The organism is Bifidobacterium pongonis (genome assembly GCF_019331805.1).
In the GTDB taxonomy this organism is placed as follows: Bacteria; Actinomycetota; Actinomycetes; order Actinomycetales; family Bifidobacteriaceae; genus Bifidobacterium; species Bifidobacterium pongonis.
On the sequence record NZ_JAHBBE010000001.1, the window covers coordinates 170,937 to 188,037 of the forward strand.

Sequence of the window (17,101 nt, forward strand, 5' to 3'; positions counted from 1 at the left end):
TAATCGAACTGGTGTGAGCACGAAGAAAATCGTTAATCCCCTTCTCGTGCATCTTTCGCAACGATGGTGATATCGTAAGCACCCAACCGCAGCGAGCGCAAGCGTGTGGATAAAGGTGTTGTTGATACCGGGTCATAGAAAAACCATAGAAAGGCATTGTGGCCGGGAACCGCCCGGTTGCGGCTCCGCCGTCGCGCCGCACGCCTGGTCGCACTTCCTTACGCGCACCTCCACGGCCCGCGCGATACCGCCAATCAGGCGAGCGTTCACCCACCGTTCACCAGCATGCGCACACGCTCCCAGTTTGATGGGGGACAATGGTGCCCGACACCGACGAACCGCGCGGAAGGACACGCATGGCGAACAGCGCATCCACTCACAGCACCACGGCCGGCACGGCCAGCAATACCGGAGACGCCGGCAGCACCGGCAGCACTCCGAGCGGCGGGAGCGCCGGCAATCCGTCACCTTCGCGCACAACGGCACCGAGCATGAAGTTCACCGCGCGGGAGAAGAAATGGATCGTCTACGATGTGGGCAATTCGGCGTTCGTGCTGCTTTCGACCGCGGTGGTGCCGATCTACGCGAATTCACTGCTGAAAGCCGCGGGGCAATCCAATATCGTGTCGACCTGGGGGTATGCGCAGACGATCGCCTCACTGGTCATTGCCGTGCTCATGCCGCTGCTGGGGTCCATCGCCGACGTGCAAGGCATGAAGATCAGGTTCTTCACCGGTTTTCTGCTGACCGGCGTGGTGATGTGCTGCGCAATGGCGTTGCCGCTCGGATGGCTCGCGTTCCTCATCGTCTGCATACTGGCGACCATCGGTTTGAACGGTTCGCTCACCTTCTACGATTCGATGCTGGTCGACGTCACCACCGATGAGCGCATGGATCGCGTGTCCTCGCACGGCTACGCATGGGGGTACATCGGTTCGACGGTTCCGTTCATCGCATGCATCGCGCTGATTTTCGGCGGTCCGGCGCTGCTCGGCCTGCCTACGGTGCTGTGCACGCGCATCTCGTTCGTGATCACGGCGGTATGGTGGGTCGCGTTCACCATCCCGCTGCTTACCAGCTACCGTCAAACGCATTACCGTGCCACGCGCGATCAGGCGGGCGAGGCGATCCGCGGCACGTTCGGCGAGCTGCGTTCCACATTCCGCGCCATTCGTACGAACAAGCCGCTGTGGATGTTCATGCTCGCGTTCTTCTTCTATATCGATGCGGTGAACACGGTGATTTCGATGAGCACGTCGTATGGCACGCAACTGGGCATCGATTCGACGCAGCTGGTCGCCGCACTGTTGGTCACGCAGTTCGTCGCGTTCCCGTGCGCGATCATCTACGGCAGGCTCGCCGACCGTTTCGGCGGCAAAACCATGATCGTCGCCGCGGTGATCGCCTACCTGTGCATCGTGTTCTTCGCGGCGTTCTTCCTGCGTACCGCCACGGAATTCTGGATTCTCGCGATTCTCGTAGGCATGTTCCAAGGCGGCATCCAGGCCCTGTCACGCTCGTACTACGGCAAGCTCATCCCCAAGCATCACGCCAACGAATACTACGGTTTTTACGATGTGTTCGGGAAGACGGCTTCCGTACTGGGCACGTTCCTGGTGGCGACCACCACGTCGATCACCGGCAATGCGTCGATGGGTGTGCTGTCGATTGCGATTCTGCTGGCGTTGGCGCTGGTGTTCCTGCTGGCTCAACGTGATCCGACGCGGGACTAATGCGAAAAGGTTGACAGGCAGCATCAGTGGAACAGACTGACGCCACGACGGGCGACGCAATACGCGTTACCCAGCCAGGTGTGACGGGAATTCGGCCACACCGCGCCCAAACGCGGCGCATTCTGACTCATCCAGATGCTCGGCACGCGCCCATCCGTGGAACGCGATCCGAGCAGATTGAACCCGTTCTTGACCTCCAGCCAATCGGGATGCTGCGTGGCGATGGCAAGCCCCTCCTCAAGTGTGAGCGGAAGGCGATCATCGGCGTCGATGAGTTTACGGGCCACATCGGGTTCACGATTGATATAGCAGGTGCCGGTATGCGGTTCGACAACGAGATAGAACGGACCTTCCGGCGGTTCGAACCCGTCCTGGGGAAGGAAGCTGGCGATATCGCGCGGCGGCATGGTAGTGAATCCCGCCATGCGGTTGATGGAAGTACGGGCGATCAGGGATTCGGGAGACACCAGTTCGCGCGTGGGCACCAGCAGAATATCCTTGCCCAAATCGCAATGCTCCAGCGCATTGATAAGCGGATTGGCCAATGCCCGGAAGTCGTCGGCCGCCATATCGGCCACGTCCGGATACCCCAAGGCGACGATGCGATCAAGCTGTTTGCGCGCTTCTGCTGATGCGATTGACATGGTTCCAGTGTACGCGAGCGCTTCACCCAAAGCGCGAAGCCGCGTCGGCTACGCCCATTGCGGTTCTCTCCGCATAAGCTCCTTCATCTCAGCGGGAACGGGCTCGTCTAGTTCGTGAAGCAACGCATCGAACGATTCATCCTCAAGTTTGAGCGAGGATGCTCTCTCCATGCCGAGATTCCTTGCATTGATGCGTTGTTCGCCCCAACTCATATTCATGCTCCATATCATACGCTCGCGAAACATCATTCACCGTTTTCATCGGTACGTTTGCCCGGACGCCCCGATTCCGACGGCACTCGGCGCAGACCAGCATACGGATAGCGGAACCGGGTTGTTCCACGGATTACGTAAGATAAAACAACGCGTGTGGCCGCCCACGGAGTCGTTTTGGGCCGGCTGGTCGACCTCAAGCGTGCAATCATACGAAACCGTTCCAGCATTAAGCGAGAGGTTGTTATGTCCGAAAAGATTAAGGTCGGCATTCTCGGAGCTACAGGCATGGTTGGTCAGCGCTTCGTCACGCTGCTCGAAAATCATCCGTGGTTCGAATTGGTCACCCTTGCCGCGTCCGCGCACAGCGCCGGCAAGACCTACGAAGAGGCCATCGGCGGTCGCTGGAAGATGGAAACGCCGATGCCGGAATTCGTGAAGAACATGGTCGTCAAGAACGTGGCCGACGTGGAAGACGTGGTCAAGGACGTCGATTTCGTGTTCTCCGCGGTGAACATGCCGAAGGACGAGATTCGCGCCATCGAAGAGGAATACGCGAAGACCGAAACCCCGGTCGTGTCCAACAACAGCGCGCACCGCTGGACCCCGGACGTGCCGATGGTCGTGCCGGAGATCAACCCGCAGCATTACGAGGTCATCGAACACCAGCGCAAGCGTCTCGGCACCACGCACGGCTTCATCGCCGTCAAGCCGAACTGCTCCATCCAGGCGTACACCCCGGCTCTGGCCGCATGGCAGGAATTCGAACCGCGCGAAGTCGTGGTGAGCACCTATCAGGCCATTTCCGGCGCGGGCAAGACGTTCAACGACTGGCCGGAAATGCTGGGCAACATCATTCCGTTCATCTCCGGCGAGGAAGCGAAGTCCGAGAAGGAACCGCTGAAGGTCTTCGGCCACGTGGATCCCGACAAGGGCGAGATCGTGCCGTTCGACGGCCCGCTGAAGATCACGTCGCAGTGCATCCGCGTGCCCGTGCTCAACGGCCACACCGCCACCGTGTTCATCAACTTCGGCAAGAACCCGACCAAGGACGAGCTCATCGACCGTCTGGTCAACTACACGAGCAAAGCCTCCGAGCTGGGCTTGCCGCACGCGCCGAAGCATTTCATCCAGTACCTCACCGAGGACGATCGCCCGCAGGTCAAGTTGGATGTGGACTACGAGGGCGGCATGGGCGTTTCCATCGGCCGTCTGCGCGAGGATTCCATCTTCGATTGGAAGTTCGTGGGTCTTGCCCACAACACCCTGCGTGGTGCCGCCGGAGGCGCTCTGGAAAGCGCGGAAATGCTGAAGGCGCTGGGCTACATCACCAAGAAGTGATTCGGTGATTCGCGGCGATGCTGTAACGCGCCGCGTTTAGCCGTGCTTAGCCACGTCTAGCCGCGTCTAGCAGGCGCGTTCGCATCAATACGTCGCATTTGCGGGGGCCGGGTCGGGAAACCGATCCGACCTCCGTTTTTGCGTTTATACGGCTGATACCGCGCAGCACAGTCTGCGGGATGTGATGCGCGGCGCGATGTGCAGCGTGCCGCGCCGCATGATGCACGCCAACGCGCGAACGCACAAACGCGCTTACACAAGACTTGAGGCGGGCCCCACGCGTCTGCGCGGAACCCGCCTCAAGCGGAACGTCGAATCGGCCCCAGAATCAGCGACCGGTACCGCCGTACACCACGGCTTCCACCTGATCGGCATCGAGACCGTACGCGGTGTGCAGCGCCTTGACGGCGTCGTTGAGCTGATCCAGCGGCACCAGGGCGGCGATACGAATCTCGGACGTGGAGATGATCAGCACATTGATGCCCTTGTCACTCAGCGCGTTGAAGAACTTGGCGGCCAGACCGGAATGGGTCTTCATGCCGACGCCCACCACGGCGACCTTGCCCACGTTGGTGTCGATGTCGAAGGACTTGTAGCCGAGCACGTCGTGTCTTTCGATGAGAATCTCACGGACCTGCTTGACCGCGGCTTCAGGCACGGTGAAGGAAATATCGGCGGTGCCGACGGAAGCGCCCGCCTGCACGATCATGTCGACGTTCACGCCGGCCATGGCCAGCTCAGTGAACACCTTGGCGGCCATGCCGGGCTCGTTCGGCACGCCACGCACCGTGGCCAGAGCCTCGCTGCGGTCGTGGGCCACACCGGAGATGACCGGCGCCTCCGGGCCGAGGTCGGGGAACAGGTCACCCATGGATTCGTTCTTATCGCTCATGTTCTCTTGCCTTCGCTTCTGTTGGGATGGGGATTTCGTTGACTAGTCGAGGTTCGGCAGCGTGCGCGGGTCCACACCGTTCGGCACGACCAGCGTGCCCGGCCTGTGGGAGAAGGACGAACGCACATGCAGCGGCATGTTGAAACGCTGGGCGTATTCGACGCAGCGCAGCGCAAGCACCTTCGAACCGCATGCGGCCATTTCGAGAATCGACTCGTAGTCGATGCACGGAATGCGCTTGGCGGTGGGGACGATGCGCGGATCGGCGGTGAACACGCCATCCACATCGGTGTAGATCTCGCACATGTCGGCGTCGAGGGCGACGGCCAGCGCGACAGCGGAAGTATCGGAACCGCCGCGACCGAGCGTGGTGGCGTCACCATTGGCATTGATGCCCTGGAAACCGGCCACGATAGCCACATCGCCTTCGTCGAGCGCATGCTTGACGCGATCGGGCTTCACGGACTTGATGTGCGCGGCACCGTATCGTGCATCGGTGAAGAAGCCGGCCTGCTGACCGGTGAAGGAATGTGCGCTCGCACCTTCGGCGTGGATGGCCATGGCGAGCAGGCTCATGGAGATGCGCTCGCCGGCGGTCATCAGCATGTCCATCTCGCGCTCAGGCGGGTTGGAATCGATGCTGAGGGCCTGCTCGATAAGGTCATCGGTCGTATCACCCATGGCCGAAACGACCACGGCGACGGAATTGCCCTTCTTTTTCGTCTCCACAACACGGCGGGCGACGCGCTTGATGGATTCGGCGTCGGCCACGGAGGAGCCGCCGTATTTCTGCACGATGAGAGCCACAGTTGTCCTATCCTCTATCCGAAAATTTCAAACCTGCGTCTCATAGTACGCAAGTGTGACGATTATATGGAGACGCATATTACCGTTATTCTCTCCGCTCACGATTTGGGACGGTGTGACAGGGTGAGTCCGAGCACACAGATGCCGGATCGGGGGTCGGACTTAGGACTTCGCGCCCGGGACTTACGCTCAGGCTTCGCGCCTGCCGGACAGCGCTCGTCCGAGCGTGATCTCGTCGGCGTATTCGAGATCGCTGCCCACCGGCAGACCGCTGGCCAGTCGCGTCACCTTCAATCCGACCTGGCTGAGCAGACGGCTCAGATAGCTGGTGGTGGCTTCGCCTTCGATATTCGGGTCGAGTGCGAGAATCACCTCCTTGACTTCGCCGTCCCCCAGTCGTTCCAGCAGTTTCGCGATATTCAGGTCGCTCGGGCCGACGTTCGCCATGGGGTTGATGGCGCCGCCGAGCACGTGGTACAGGCCGTGGTATTCGCGGGTACGTTCGATGCTCATCACATCCTTGGGCTCCTCGACCACGCAGATCATGCTGCGGTCGCGGCGCGGGTCGGAACAGACCGGGCACGGCGATTGTTCGCACACGTTGCCGCATACTTCGCAGAATTTCACCTTCGCCTTGACTTCGGCGATGGCGTCGGCCAGATCGGCCGCCTCACGTTCGTCGCTGCCGAGGATGTAGAAGGCGATGCGCTGGGCGCCTTTCGGCCCGATGCCGGGCAGTTTGGAAAACGCGTCGATCAACCGTTGGATCGCACCATCGTAGGCCAATGCCATGCGTCACTCCTCCGTATGCTTCGTTGTCTGATGCGCGTTGCGCGGGTTCCGTGGGTCGTCGGCCGCGAATTCCTCGACCTTTTTGACTTCGAACAGGCGTTTGATGTCATCGGTGCTCATGGCCGTGGCCGCGCCCAATGACTCGTCGCTCATCGAATATTCGTCCTCGTCGGCCGCGACCTGCGGCTGCGTGGGCGGAGTGGCCGCCGCCATCGCCCACGGGTCGGGCTCGGCGGGTGCCATCGGTTCCGGGCCCGGTTCCGGCTCCGGCATGGGTTCGGCCGGCGGCGGAATCGGCGCGCCCGCCATCTGCCATGGATCGTCGGACGGGTCGGCGGCGGAGGGTGCGCTCTGCTGGTTCGACCTGCCGGACTGGTTGGCCTGATTCGGCTGGTTGGACTGGCTTGGCTGATGCTGTGCGCCGGTGTTCGCTGCGGAAGCAGCTTGGGCGGCCTGAGTGGTCTGGGCAGCTTGGGCGGCGGGAGGCGTAGCCGGGGTGGCCCACGGGTCGATGCCATCGCTCAAATCCGGCACCGCGACATGCTTGCGGTGTTCCTCAGGCTGGCTGTTTTCCGCGTTTTCCTGCTGGGGAACGACTTGGCCGGATGCCTGACCATGCGGCTGCGGCGGCACCGCCCACGGGTCATCGTCCGCTTCCGCTTCCTGCGCGGCCTGGCGTGCCGGAGCCGCTGCGGCGGATGACTCGGATTGCGCCGAATCGGCGGTCTGGGGAACGGCCCAACCGTCCACCGTCTCGTTGGCGGCGGAAGTTGAATCCTGCCGCAGGCTCACCGGTCTTTCCGGGGCGAATCCGTCAAGCGATCGGTGCGCGTCGGCATCGTCGGCCGCTTCCCCTTGCGCTCCCGACGCCTCGGAAGCGTCGGAACGTTCGCGGGACGCCGACTCCCCGGCGCTCTCCCCCCATTGTGAGGTGTTCGCCGTGGCGGATTTCAGGTTCTCCTGCAGCAGCTGGGTCTTGATGCGTTGCTGTTCTTCCGCGGGCAGCTGTTTGAACGCGGGCGCTCGCACGCCGTCATCCGTGAGCTTGGTGGGGGCGATTTCGGTGTGTTCGCCGAATGCCTTGCGTACTTCGGCACGCACGATGTCGACGACCTTGGTGGTGCCGTCGACCGTTTCCTTCGCAACGCCCAGGGCGAAGGCGTATTTGCTCAGTGCCTTGTCGAATTTCAGCCACAGGCGCATCTTCCCGGTGCTCGGCTGCGGCGCGTACTTGATGCGCACCACTTTGTCGCGGGACACGTATTTGCGCACATCCTGCGGAAGATCGCGCACGAGCACATCCCACTTCTCGTCCGGGGTACGACCGTCATCAGCCGGGCTTGCGGTTTGCGGGGCTGCAGGCGCCTGTTGGGTGGTTTCGGCCTGCGTCTGCGGCGTGGAAGCAGCGGGATTCGCCGTATTCGAAGTGACTGCGAAACCGGATGCGTCGAGCTGCGGTGATGCGGGCTTTGCCTGGGCGGCGTTCGCGCTCGAAGCTTGTTCCTGACCGTTCCCCTGACTGTTCCCTTGGTTGTGTTCCTGGTTGCGCGAGGCACCGGCGAAACCGCCGTGCGCGGACGCGGAAGAGGACGTTTTCATGTTGCGCGATGCGCCGGCGAAGCCGGAATGCCCTCCTGCGGGAGTGGCATGTTGCGCGGCGCCGGAGGCACCTGCGGAGGCACCTGCCGGCTGCGCGACGGTAGGCGCACCGGCGGAGGCTGCATGACCGACCCAGCCGTTCTCGCGCTCGGCGAGCAGACGCGCGGCCAGCAGTTCCAGCCTCATACGCGGCGAAATGGCACCCGTCATATTGGCCAACGTGGAGTTCATCGTATCGGCCATCACCGTGAGGGCGTTCAGGCCGAGCGCTTCGGCCTGACGGCGCAGTTCGGAAAGATCCTCGCCTTCGGCGGAATCGGACAGCACGCTTTCCGCACGATCGCCCGCCAAGGTGAGCACCATGAGGTCACGCACACGGGCCAGCAGGTCTTCAACGAAGCGACGCGGGTCGAAACCGCCCACCACGACCTTCTGCACCACGTCGTACAACGCTTCGCCGTTGCCGTCGATCACCGCGTCGATGCCCTGACCGATCAGCGCCTCGGGCGTGAAACCGAGCAGCGCCACGGAAGCGTCATGCGTGATGACGCCGTCGACGGATCCGATCATCAGCTGATCGAGCACGGACAGGGTGTCGCGCATGGAACCGCCGCCCGCGCGCATGGCCAGCCTGAGCACGCCGGGTTCGGGCTTGATGTGCTCCTTCTCGCAGATCTGTTCGAGATACGGTCCCATAACCTCCTGCGGCACGAGACGGAACGGGTAATGGTGGGTACGCGAGCGAATGGTGCCGATCACCTTGTCGGGTTCGGTGGTGGCGAAGATGAACATCACATGTTCCGGCGGTTCCTCGACGATTTTCAGCAGCGCGTTGAAGCCCTGCGGGGTGACCATATGCGCCTCGTCGAGGATGAAGATCTTGTAGCGGTCGCGGGCCGGGGCGAATCCGGCGCGTTCGCGCAGTTCTCGCGCATCGTCCACGCCGTTGTGCGAGGCCGCGTCGATTTCGACCACGTCGATGGAACCGGGGCCGCCGGTCGCGAGATCCTTGCAGGATTCGCATTCGCCGCACGGGTGTGAGGTCGGGCCCTTCGCGCAGTTGACGCAGCGGGCGAGGATTCGCGCGGAGCTGGTCTTGCCGCATCCACGCGGCCCGGAGAACAGGTAGGCATGCGTCAGCTTGCCTTCGTCCAACGCCCGCATCAGCGGCACGGTGACCTGCTCCTGTCCAATAACGCCTTCGAACGTATCCGGGCGATAACGACGATAAAGAGCCAACGCCATATTTCTCAACACCTTCCGGTACTAGCCAGCGCGCATCGCGTGCGCACCGCCACCTTACTGCATTCCCGTCCCGGCACCTTCATGCCCCGGCGAAGCATGCGAACCTCACGCATACCCACCTTACTGATTTCCGCACATCGACACCATCGGCACGGCGGCACGGCGGCACGACCCAGCACCGCCACCGGCGGTATCCCGTACACTGGAACCTATGAGTTCCGGCAAAACCCCGATGCCCAATGGGAAGGGCGACGTGCGACGTGCGACCATCGTGCGCGCGGCGCGTGACATCTGCGCGGAGAAGGGTTTCTCCAAGGTCACCGTCAGCGACATCGCGAACCGGGCGCACATGACGCGATCCTTGTTCTACCACTACTTTGCCGATAAGGACGAAGTGGCCGATGCCGTTCTCGACGATGTGGTCGGGAGCATCCTCTCCCAGATGGAAGAGTGGAACGACAGCCGTGAGGATGGCGATATCGACGGAGCGTTGAACGATTTCGTCGCGCTCACCCGCAGACTCATTGTGGACGAAAGCCCATTCTCGGACCGTCTTGTTCAGGACGGCAACGCCGCACTGTACATCCGGTTCCTCGACCGGGTCACCGATCGTATCGCCGACCTGCTGCAACAGACTACGGCGCGTGATTTCGAGGAACGCCACGATATGCCGATCGTCTGCGTGCACGAAACGTTCGTCATGCTGGTTTCCGGGGTGATTTCGCTTATCCGCTCGCATCCCGACGTGTCCAATGCCACGATCAAACGGCTTATCGCGCAGACCTTGCATCTGAACGACTACGTGCGTTTCGACTGAGCCTGGTTCGTCGTGCCCGGCGTTCTGCCCGGATCATCCGGCTCGGCTCACCTAGCTTGGCTCATCCGACTCGGTTCACCTGACTCGGTTCGCTGTGCCTGCGCAGTATCCTCGCGCCCGCGTCACGCGGAGTTTCCTGCGTTACCGGCGCTACCGCAGGAAGCGCCCGGTAGTCGGGTCGCGTCCGTCACGCTCGATGGCACGTAACAGCTGTTCCTCGCCGCGCTCCCGACGATGCCAGTCGACGACGGCCGGCGGCACCAGCACCCGCAGGGCATGGCCGACCGCTTCGACATGCACCGGCAACCGTCCCATGCATTCGCCGTCCGCCATCAGCACGGGCGGCTCGTCACCTTCCTCCGCACGGGTGATGCTGACGCTTCGCACACGCCGCCAAGCCAGAAAATCACAGGCCAGCACCTTGCCGTCGTAGGCGTGACGCAAGGCCTTCGCGATTTCCCGCAGGTTCGGCACACGTTCCATCCACACCATGTCGAGCAGACCGTCCCCGAACGACGAGTACGGGGACAGTTCGATGCCGCCGCCGATATGCCTGGAATTGGCCACGGTGAGCAGCGGGGTCACGATGTCGCGCTCCTCGACGTCGCCATGCTCGTCGGTGATCACGACGTGGTACCCGTAGCGTTTCATATGCATCAGTTCCGTCAGTACGGCGACGAAGTAGCGGAACGACCCGCCGGGGAGGTTCGAATGGTTGGCACGATCGTTGATGCTCGCGTCGATGCCGCAGGACAGCATGCCGGCGAAACGACGATCGATCTTCTCGGGTTCACTCTGCGCGGCTTCGCCCGTCACAGCGCCTTCCGACGCGGCACCGTCCAACGTTGCGTCTTCCAACGTTGCGTCTCCCAACGTTGCGACATGGCCCATATCGATGTCCATATGCGAACCGCAGACGATGGCTCCGACAATGCCTTCCACCGCGGTTTCGATACGGTTCACCGGCAATTCGAGCCCGCGGGCGAAATCATTGCCCGAGCCGACGCCCACGATGCCCAGCGGAACGCCACTGCCCGCGACGGCGTTGACGCCGAGGCTGACCATGCCGTCGCCGCCGACCACGATCAGGTAATCGTAGGTTCCCTTCGCGCCTTCCAGATTGCCAAGCGATTCCTCAAGGGTGCCACCGGTCAGGTCCACCACTTCGAACCCATGCACCTCGCCTCGGGAGACGAGCAGGTCCATCACCCGCTTGTCCACCTTCGCGCCCTTGCCGTTGTTCGATACGGGATTGCCAATCACCGCGACGACCGCATGATTCCTGTGCTCATTCATATCCACACGATACGCATACCCGGTTGAGACAGTCAATGGCATGCCGTGGGCCCCGCACGCGCGGAAACGGTGATGCGTGGCATGACCGGCAGGCCCGTGCCTACCGCGACGTTGACGAGCACATCGCCCGCGTATTCGCCTTCCGTATGGCAGGAAATCAGGCTTGCACCGTTGGCGTTCGCCACGGCTACCGCAACATCGCACGGTTCCTCCCGCGCGTTCCGCCAGGCGATCGCCGCGGAAAGCGCGGCAAGGTCGGCGGTCGATCTTGCCTGGGCGTGGCGGATGACGCCGTGCCCGGCTCCGGCCGCAACCGTCAGCAGCGCTGAAGCCATCAGGATCAGCGCCGCCCCGGCCACGGTCCCGGAGCCGTTCTCCGCACCTTGCAATCCAACGCGCGGTATCCGGGCGAAATCAAGGAAACACTTAGGGAAACCTTGCCGGGGCCTTCGTTGCGAGCAGCCGTGAAACATACCGTGAAACAGCCGGCGGAAGTGTCGATGCACCAACCGGACCAACCGCATTAAGCACGTTGACCGCAACAGCCCCCATGAGCGCAATGGGCGCAGCAGATCATGCACTCTCATGACAGCACTCCCACGGCTTTACCTTCGACCACGGTCGGCAGCACCCCTTGGGGGTCGGGAATCACCGGACAGCGGGCGACGACCGTCACCCGCCGCTCCGCCATGCTGACGTCCACCGAAACGCCCTTCCCCACCACCGCGCGCGCCGCGGATGCGGGGTCCGTCTCGTCGCCGCTCGCGATGGCTGCGCGCACCGCAGCCGATGCGGCATCCTGGCAACCGATGGACACCCCGACCAACCGAACCAACGACAGCAGCAGCAACGCCACCACCATCACGGCCGGCAGCACGGTGGCGAATTCGGCGGTCACCGCGCCACGTTCGCAACGGCATGCCAGCCGAGCCAGCGAAACCAAGCCGCCAGCCTTGCCTGGCGGGCGGCGAGCGCGGCATATTATGGGCGTCCCAATCATCTCAGCCTCCCATGCTCAACGCCTGTTTGACGATGTCCAGCAGCATTTTCCGCACGGTTTCCGATTTCATGATGGCGACCAGCAGCGCCGCGAAACCGGTGGCCGCAACCAGGACGACCGCGTATTCGGCCGTCGCCGCTCCTTCCTCGGCTTCGATGCCGCGTGTGCGCAGTCTGGCATCCAGCAGGCAGAGGTTCCCGTACGCTTCCTCATACACCCGCACTGCCCGTTCTCGTATTCCGACGAGCCTTCGCCCGCCCGTATCAAGGGGATTCACCGTATGCATGATCCGCTCCTTCCGTGGAGTATGTCGTGGATGTGGTTTTCGCCGGCTACATTGCCGGTCATCCCACTGTGGCGGCGGCCACGGGCATGTTCAAGCCGGAACGACCTTTGTGGTCGGAACCCCCCGTTGTCACCATATCCCCACATGCCATCCATGATTCGCCATGATCCGCCGTGATCCACCCAAGCCGACCGCCGATCCGGTTTGCAGGCGGAAGATGATGAAAACGCCGATTCCCGTACCGGAAGATTGGGCAACATCGGCTCCCCAATTCCTGGAACAACGGGAAATGGGCATGAAAAAAGGGAACCCGCCGAAGCGGGTTCCCTTCCAAGTCCAACTCAGAGCAGAATCTCTGCACAACATCATCGTTGCAACGGTAAGTCTTTCCAATGCCCGTCCAACGTACCAGTCCTTATGACCATTACTTCTTTGTGGGCTCTGCTCTGTTCTGTTGTTCTTGTACCTCATAATTTAGACGCGGCAAGGCGATGATGCAACCCGCGTGACCGGCATGTTCGCTTTCTTGCTCAAATGGTTCGAACACAGTGATGGAACACGCATGGTTGAGCGGGATTGTGCGCTTCCCTCGGCCCATCTGTTCCTTTGTGTGCGCTTCACGGGGTATTGACGGCGTGTCGGCCTGAAGAAAATGAACGCAACGCAACATGACCGCGGACGCCCGGCATGGCGGGCAACACGCCGTGGTACGGACCGTTACGGGGGGTTCCGACCACATCGCCCGTCCACGTTGCGCACGACGCCGGAACCGGTTTTCAATCGGGTCATGACTATGACATCACTGAACACCTCGCCATCGAACATGGCGCGCATGCAAACGGCGCCCAGCAGGAACCGGCTGCCCGTTCCCCCACCGGCCGCCGGTATGCCCGCGCCGGCCAATCACCCGGTGGTGCGCCCGCAAACCTTCGCGCACACCGCATACGCCTCACGTATGCCTTCCGAAGGCCCCGGCAGAGCCCTCGCCGTGCCCAGTTACCCGAATCTGGCGGTATTCAGCTCTCCCAGCGGCGGTATCGGATTAAGCACGCTCACCGCATTAAGCGCGCTCAGCCTCAGCGAACAAGGCATCGGATGCGCACTGCTGGACGCCGACATACCGAACGGCGGACTGGGCATCCTGCTCGGCATAGAGCACGAGCCCGGGCTAAGCCTGCAGGATATCGACGCCCCTTTGGGGCAGATCGACGGCAAGGCGCTTAACCGCGAACTGCCGCACTGGGAGGATATCAACGTGCTCGCCTGCACGTCATGGCGCGGATCACCGCCGGAATGGTGGGAGTTGCAGGCCGCCATACGGGCCTTGTGCGAAGCGAACCGCATGGTACTCGCCGACATCGGCGATGGAGGCGCCTGGGAGAACGTGCCGGAACTGCTGATGGCACGGCAGATCGTGGCCGTCGAACAGACGGTGCTCGGATTGGCCAGAGCCAAAGCGCATCTGGCGAGACTTCGCCACATGCAACGGGAACGCGCGGGAAACGGCAAGCCACCGAACGAACCGATCATCATCCTCGTGGAACCGCGCGGCGTACCGAAACGTCTGGCCGCATCAACGATCGCCACAACCGAAGCGATCGCCTACCTCGGCGACGACGTGCTCGGACCGCTGCGCAACGCTCCCCGACTCTGCGCCGACATCCTGGACGGGCTCGGCATCGCCGCCGTACCGAAAAGCAACCGCGCCGCCATACAGGCGCTGACCGGTCAGCTGCTGGACGAACGGGAACCGGAAAACGTACCCGCACGCGCCCGGCGCAACGGAAAGGAACGTCATCATGGTCTGCCTTGAACTCGGCCCTCTTGAAAACGTCGCCGCCGACCCCACCATCACCGACATGACGATCACCTGCGACGGGCGCGTATGGGTGGATCGCGGCAACGGGATGGAGGAACATCACCCCCACTTCCCTTTGCGGTCGCCGAGCGTCGTCCGCGAATACGCCGTACGCCTCTGCGCCCAACTCGGCCGTAGACTCGACGACGCACGCCCCATCGCCGACGCGTCGGACGAACGGGGCGTGCGCGTGCACGCCGTCATCGCACCGCTCGTCCCGCAAGGAGCCTCGGTGTCAATCCGCTTCCCCTCACGCTCCGCACCCACCCTCGACGGACTGTGCCGCACGGGCATGTTCCCCGAACCCTGGATCGGCCTGCTGCACGGTCTGGTACGCAACCGTGCCACCATACTCATCACCGGCGGCACCGGCAGCGGCAAAACCACACTGATGAAAGCGCTCCTGAACGAGGTCGATGCCCGCGAGCGCATCGTCACCGTGGAGGAGGTGCGCGAGCTTGACGGCATCGCGCCGCCCAACCATGTGGCGCTCGCCACCAGGGAGGCGAACGTGGAGGGTGCCGGAGCGGTCGGTTTGCCGGATCTGGTCAAGGCGACGCTGCGTATGCGCCCGGACAGGATCGTGTTGGGCGAGTGCCGTGGCGAGGAGATCGCCGACCTGCTGCGTGCTTACAATTCCGGGCATCGTGGCGGTATGACGACCCTGCATGCCGATGGCGTGGAGCGTATTCCGGCCCGTCTCGTCTCGTTGGGTATGCTTGCCGGTCTGAATCCGGGCGCAGTCGCCATGCTGACCGAGGGCGCGTTCGACGTGGTGATGCATCTCGACCGTTCCGGAGGGCGACGGCATATCGCGCAGCTGGGTCTGCTGCGTGGACCGGGCGGCAATACTTCGGGAAATGGCCCTCCAATCGGCCCCGGCAATGCAAACGGCTTAAGCGGTATTGCTTCGGGCGGTATTCCCGCAAATGGCATTTCCGGTGTCACGCTGGCCGTTTGGGACGGCTATGGGAGGCCGTTCCTCTCACCGCATTGGCAAGGGTTCGTCGAACGTTGGGCAGCGCCGGGGAATACCGGCAACGCCGGAAACCCATGAACAGCGGAAACACCACGAGCACCGGAACATCGTGGCGCGAATGACGGAGCTGCAACAGACGGAACCACAACGTACGGAACCACAACATACGGAACCACAACGGAAAGGAGCCATCATGCCCGCCCTGTACACCCCGCATATCGCATCGATCATCGCAGTGATATGCGCGATAATGGCATGCCTTCTGCCGCGAGCGCTGCTGGCGCGGATCGAACGCGCCCGGCCATCGCGCATCCCTTCCGCTGCGGCCAATGGAAGCACGCGCACCGCCACGGGCATCGCTTCGGTCATCGCCGCGATCATCGCCCGGACGGCAAGCGGCGGAAGCATCCGTGACGCGTTCCGCGAACAGTACGGCATGGATTTCGCCACACCGGCGATCACACCCGCACGCGCGGCTGCGACCTTGCGTCGCCATGCCGCCGTGGATGAGACCGAGGAGGATATCGTTCGCATTGCGGGGCAGCTGGCATCGGCATGCCGGTTGAGCGAGCGTCTCGGATGCGGCGCTTCACGATGTCTGCAAACCGTGGCCGACTCGTACCGGCGCGAACGCAGGGCACGCGATCTTCGCAAGGAGGCGTTCGCCGCACCCAAGGCGACCATCGCCCTGCTGAGCGCCCTGCCGGTGGCGACGGTGGGACTTGGGGAGTTCATGGGAGCGCACCCTTTGGCGTTCCTGTTCGGCTCCGCGAAAGGAGCCGTCTGCCTGTTCATCGGACTGGCCTGGTATGCGATCGGCATGTTGTGGATACGGCAGCTGTTCGCGCGATTCGCCGCCCACGGTCAGACAGGGCCGCCGTTGCCGTTGCTGCTGGGAATGATCGCGACCGCGCTTTCGCAGGGTGCACCGATACCGATGGCGCTCGATGCCGTGGGTCAGGCCGTGGATGGGCGGCTTGCGATCGTGCTGCGCGAGGCTGGAACCGCGCTGTTGCGACGGTCGACGTGGCGTGAGGCGTGGGTGGGGGCGTGCGGTGCCGTCGATGGGAACGATGACGAGGCCTGCGGCGACGAGGCGATTGGCTGTGCTGGCGATGATGACGGTAAAAACGATAACGGCAGAATCGGCAAAATCAGCAGAATCGACAAGAACTGCGGCAAGAACGTCGAGCGCGGCGACGTCGACGATCTCGAACGCCACGCCATGCTGATCGCCGACTGCCTGGAGGATGCGTGGATTCATGGCTCATCGCCCATGGAACGGTTGAGGCTCGCGGCGGAGGAATGCGAAAGCGCCGAACGCAGCGCCATCGAACAGGCCGCCGCCCGCCTCGCCGTCCAGCTGCTCGCTCCGACCGGACTGTGCTTCCTGCCGTCGTTCATCCTCATCGGCATCATCCCCGCCATCGCATCATTCGCCGCATAAGCACCACATGGCGCACGCCCCGGACGCGATCATGGGGACACCGCCGAAGGCCCCTGCGGAACAACCCGCAGAAATCCCGTAAAGGAGTCCGCCAGCGCCCCGTCCGCCCGCATCGACTTCACATCCGTCACCGCATCATCCAGTCATACCGA

16 protein-coding genes are annotated in these 17,101 nt (G+C 63.0%); 6 read left to right on the forward strand and 10 right to left on the reverse strand.

The features are described 5' to 3' along the window. Positions 1-491: 491 nt before the first annotated feature. Positions 492-1,733 (forward strand): MFS transporter, encoded by a 1,242-nt coding sequence (locus KIH75_RS00810; RefSeq protein ID WP_236027934.1) that lies wholly within the window; start codon positions 492-494, stop codon positions 1,731-1,733. A 23-nt stretch (positions 1,734-1,756) separates the two neighbouring features. On the opposite strand, the gene KIH75_RS00815 is transcribed toward KIH75_RS00810, so the two are convergent. Both KIH75_RS00815 and KIH75_RS00820 read right to left on the reverse strand, forming a co-directional pair. Continuing rightward, the gene (locus KIH75_RS00815; protein ID WP_219054936.1) at positions 1,757-2,377 is read right to left on the reverse strand and encodes a DUF5701 family protein; all 621 of its coding nucleotides are present in this window, start codon (positions 2,375-2,377) and stop codon (positions 1,757-1,759) included. Positions 2,378-2,425: 48 nt separating this feature from the next. Further along, positions 2,426-2,590: a hypothetical protein gene (locus KIH75_RS00820; RefSeq protein WP_219054935.1), complete on the reverse strand. Its 165-nt coding sequence runs from the start codon at positions 2,588-2,590 to the stop codon at positions 2,426-2,428. A 246-nt stretch (positions 2,591-2,836) separates the two neighbouring features. On the opposite strand from KIH75_RS00820, the gene asd reads away from it, so the two are divergent. Beyond that, complete coding sequence (gene asd, locus KIH75_RS00825; RefSeq protein ID WP_219054934.1) at positions 2,837-3,931, forward strand: aspartate-semialdehyde dehydrogenase; 1,095 nt, start codon at positions 2,837-2,839, stop codon at positions 3,929-3,931. A 328-nt stretch (positions 3,932-4,259) separates the two neighbouring features. Here asd and KIH75_RS00830 read toward each other — a convergent pair whose 3' ends face one another. The 4 genes from KIH75_RS00830 to dnaX form a co-directional block, all read right to left on the reverse strand. Next, positions 4,260-4,823: an ACT domain-containing protein gene (locus KIH75_RS00830; protein ID WP_219054933.1), complete on the reverse strand. Its 564-nt coding sequence runs from the start codon at positions 4,821-4,823 to the stop codon at positions 4,260-4,262. Positions 4,824-4,865: 42 nt separating this feature from the next. Then, the gene (locus KIH75_RS00835; RefSeq protein WP_219054932.1) at positions 4,866-5,630 is read right to left on the reverse strand and encodes an aspartate kinase; all 765 of its coding nucleotides are present in this window, start codon (positions 5,628-5,630) and stop codon (positions 4,866-4,868) included. A 189-nt stretch (positions 5,631-5,819) separates the two neighbouring features. Further along, positions 5,820-6,422, reverse strand: a complete 603-nt coding sequence (gene recR, locus KIH75_RS00840) for a recombination mediator RecR (RefSeq protein ID WP_219054931.1) — start codon at positions 6,420-6,422, stop codon at positions 5,820-5,822. Positions 6,423-6,425: 3 nt separating this feature from the next. Beyond that, on the reverse strand, positions 6,426-9,266 hold the full coding sequence (gene dnaX, locus KIH75_RS00845; protein ID WP_219054930.1) for a DNA polymerase III subunit gamma/tau: 2,841 nt from the start codon (positions 9,264-9,266) through the stop codon (positions 6,426-6,428). A 211-nt stretch (positions 9,267-9,477) separates the two neighbouring features. On the opposite strand from dnaX, the gene KIH75_RS00850 reads away from it, so the two are divergent. Continuing rightward, positions 9,478-10,083 (forward strand): TetR/AcrR family transcriptional regulator, encoded by a 606-nt coding sequence (locus tag KIH75_RS00850; RefSeq protein ID WP_236027930.1) that lies wholly within the window; start codon positions 9,478-9,480, stop codon positions 10,081-10,083. A 150-nt stretch (positions 10,084-10,233) separates the two neighbouring features. Here the strand turns inward: KIH75_RS00850 and KIH75_RS00855 are convergent, their stop codons facing one another. From KIH75_RS00855 to KIH75_RS00870, 4 genes are all read right to left on the reverse strand, one after another. After that, on the reverse strand, positions 10,234-11,379 hold the full coding sequence (locus tag KIH75_RS00855; protein WP_219054929.1) for a diacylglycerol/lipid kinase family protein: 1,146 nt from the start codon (positions 11,377-11,379) through the stop codon (positions 10,234-10,236). Between the two features lie 32 nt (positions 11,380-11,411). Beyond that, positions 11,412-11,966, reverse strand: a complete 555-nt coding sequence (locus tag KIH75_RS00860; protein WP_338024252.1) for an Rv3654c family TadE-like protein — start codon at positions 11,964-11,966, stop codon at positions 11,412-11,414. After that, entirely contained in the window at positions 11,963-12,277 is a 315-nt protein-coding gene (locus KIH75_RS00865) for a TadE family type IV pilus minor pilin (RefSeq protein ID WP_338024249.1), read from the reverse strand. Before KIH75_RS00865 ends, KIH75_RS00860 begins: the two co-directional genes overlap by 4 nt. Positions 12,278-12,380: 103 nt before the next feature. Beyond that, positions 12,381-12,665 (reverse strand): DUF4244 domain-containing protein, encoded by a 285-nt coding sequence (locus KIH75_RS00870; protein ID WP_219054926.1) that lies wholly within the window; start codon positions 12,663-12,665, stop codon positions 12,381-12,383. A gap of 787 nt (positions 12,666-13,452) precedes the next feature. On the opposite strand from KIH75_RS00870, the gene KIH75_RS00875 reads away from it, so the two are divergent. The 3 genes from KIH75_RS00875 (at position 13,453) to KIH75_RS10180 (ending at position 16,949) form a co-directional block, all read left to right on the forward strand. Further along, complete coding sequence (locus tag KIH75_RS00875; protein WP_219054925.1) at positions 13,453-14,478, forward strand: CpaE/TadZ family protein; 1,026 nt, start codon at positions 13,453-13,455, stop codon at positions 14,476-14,478. Next, positions 14,465-15,580 carry a TadA family conjugal transfer-associated ATPase gene (locus KIH75_RS00880; RefSeq protein WP_219054924.1) on the forward strand — a complete coding sequence of 372 codons (1,116 nt, stop codon included), beginning with the start codon at positions 14,465-14,467 and terminating at the stop codon, positions 15,578-15,580. The genes KIH75_RS00875 and KIH75_RS00880 overlap by 14 nt, the downstream gene beginning before the upstream one ends. Before the next feature lie 115 nt (positions 15,581-15,695). Continuing rightward, the gene (locus tag KIH75_RS10180; RefSeq protein WP_219054923.1) at positions 15,696-16,949 is read left to right on the forward strand and encodes a hypothetical protein; all 1,254 of its coding nucleotides are present in this window, start codon (positions 15,696-15,698) and stop codon (positions 16,947-16,949) included. Positions 16,950-17,101: the final 152 nt, after the last annotated feature.

What these genes read in the sequence shown, in the direction of transcription:
- KIH75_RS00880 (WP_219054924.1), top strand. Translation starts at nt 14,465, where the DNA reads ATGGTCTGCCTTGAACTCGGCCCTCTTGAAAACGTCGCCGCCGACCCC.
- KIH75_RS00820 (WP_219054935.1), bottom strand. Translation starts at nt 2,590, where the DNA reads ATGAGTTGGGGCGAACAACGCATCAATGCAAGGAATCTCGGCATGGAG.
- KIH75_RS00870 (WP_219054926.1), bottom strand. Translation starts at nt 12,665, where the DNA reads ATGCATACGGTGAATCCCCTTGATACGGGCGGGCGAAGGCTCGTCGGA.
- KIH75_RS00815 (WP_219054936.1), bottom strand. Translation starts at nt 2,377, where the DNA reads ATGTCAATCGCATCAGCAGAAGCGCGCAAACAGCTTGATCGCATCGTC.
- KIH75_RS00810 (WP_236027934.1), top strand. Translation starts at nt 492, where the DNA reads ATGAAGTTCACCGCGCGGGAGAAGAAATGGATCGTCTACGATGTGGGC.
- KIH75_RS00855 (WP_219054929.1), bottom strand. Translation starts at nt 11,379, where the DNA reads ATGAATGAGCACAGGAATCATGCGGTCGTCGCGGTGATTGGCAATCCC.
- KIH75_RS00830 (WP_219054933.1), bottom strand. Translation starts at nt 4,823, where the DNA reads ATGAGCGATAAGAACGAATCCATGGGTGACCTGTTCCCCGACCTCGGC.
- KIH75_RS10180 (WP_219054923.1), top strand. Translation starts at nt 15,696, where the DNA reads ATGCCCGCCCTGTACACCCCGCATATCGCATCGATCATCGCAGTGATA.
- KIH75_RS00850 (WP_236027930.1), top strand. Translation starts at nt 9,478, where the DNA reads ATGAGTTCCGGCAAAACCCCGATGCCCAATGGGAAGGGCGACGTGCGA.
- KIH75_RS00860 (WP_338024252.1), bottom strand. Translation starts at nt 11,966, where the DNA reads ATGAGAGTGCATGATCTGCTGCGCCCATTGCGCTCATGGGGGCTGTTG.
- dnaX (WP_219054930.1), bottom strand. Translation starts at nt 9,266, where the DNA reads ATGGCGTTGGCTCTTTATCGTCGTTATCGCCCGGATACGTTCGAAGGC.
- KIH75_RS00875 (WP_219054925.1), top strand. Translation starts at nt 13,453, where the DNA reads ATGACTATGACATCACTGAACACCTCGCCATCGAACATGGCGCGCATG.
- asd (WP_219054934.1), top strand. Translation starts at nt 2,837, where the DNA reads ATGTCCGAAAAGATTAAGGTCGGCATTCTCGGAGCTACAGGCATGGTT.
- recR (WP_219054931.1), bottom strand. Translation starts at nt 6,422, where the DNA reads ATGGCATTGGCCTACGATGGTGCGATCCAACGGTTGATCGACGCGTTT.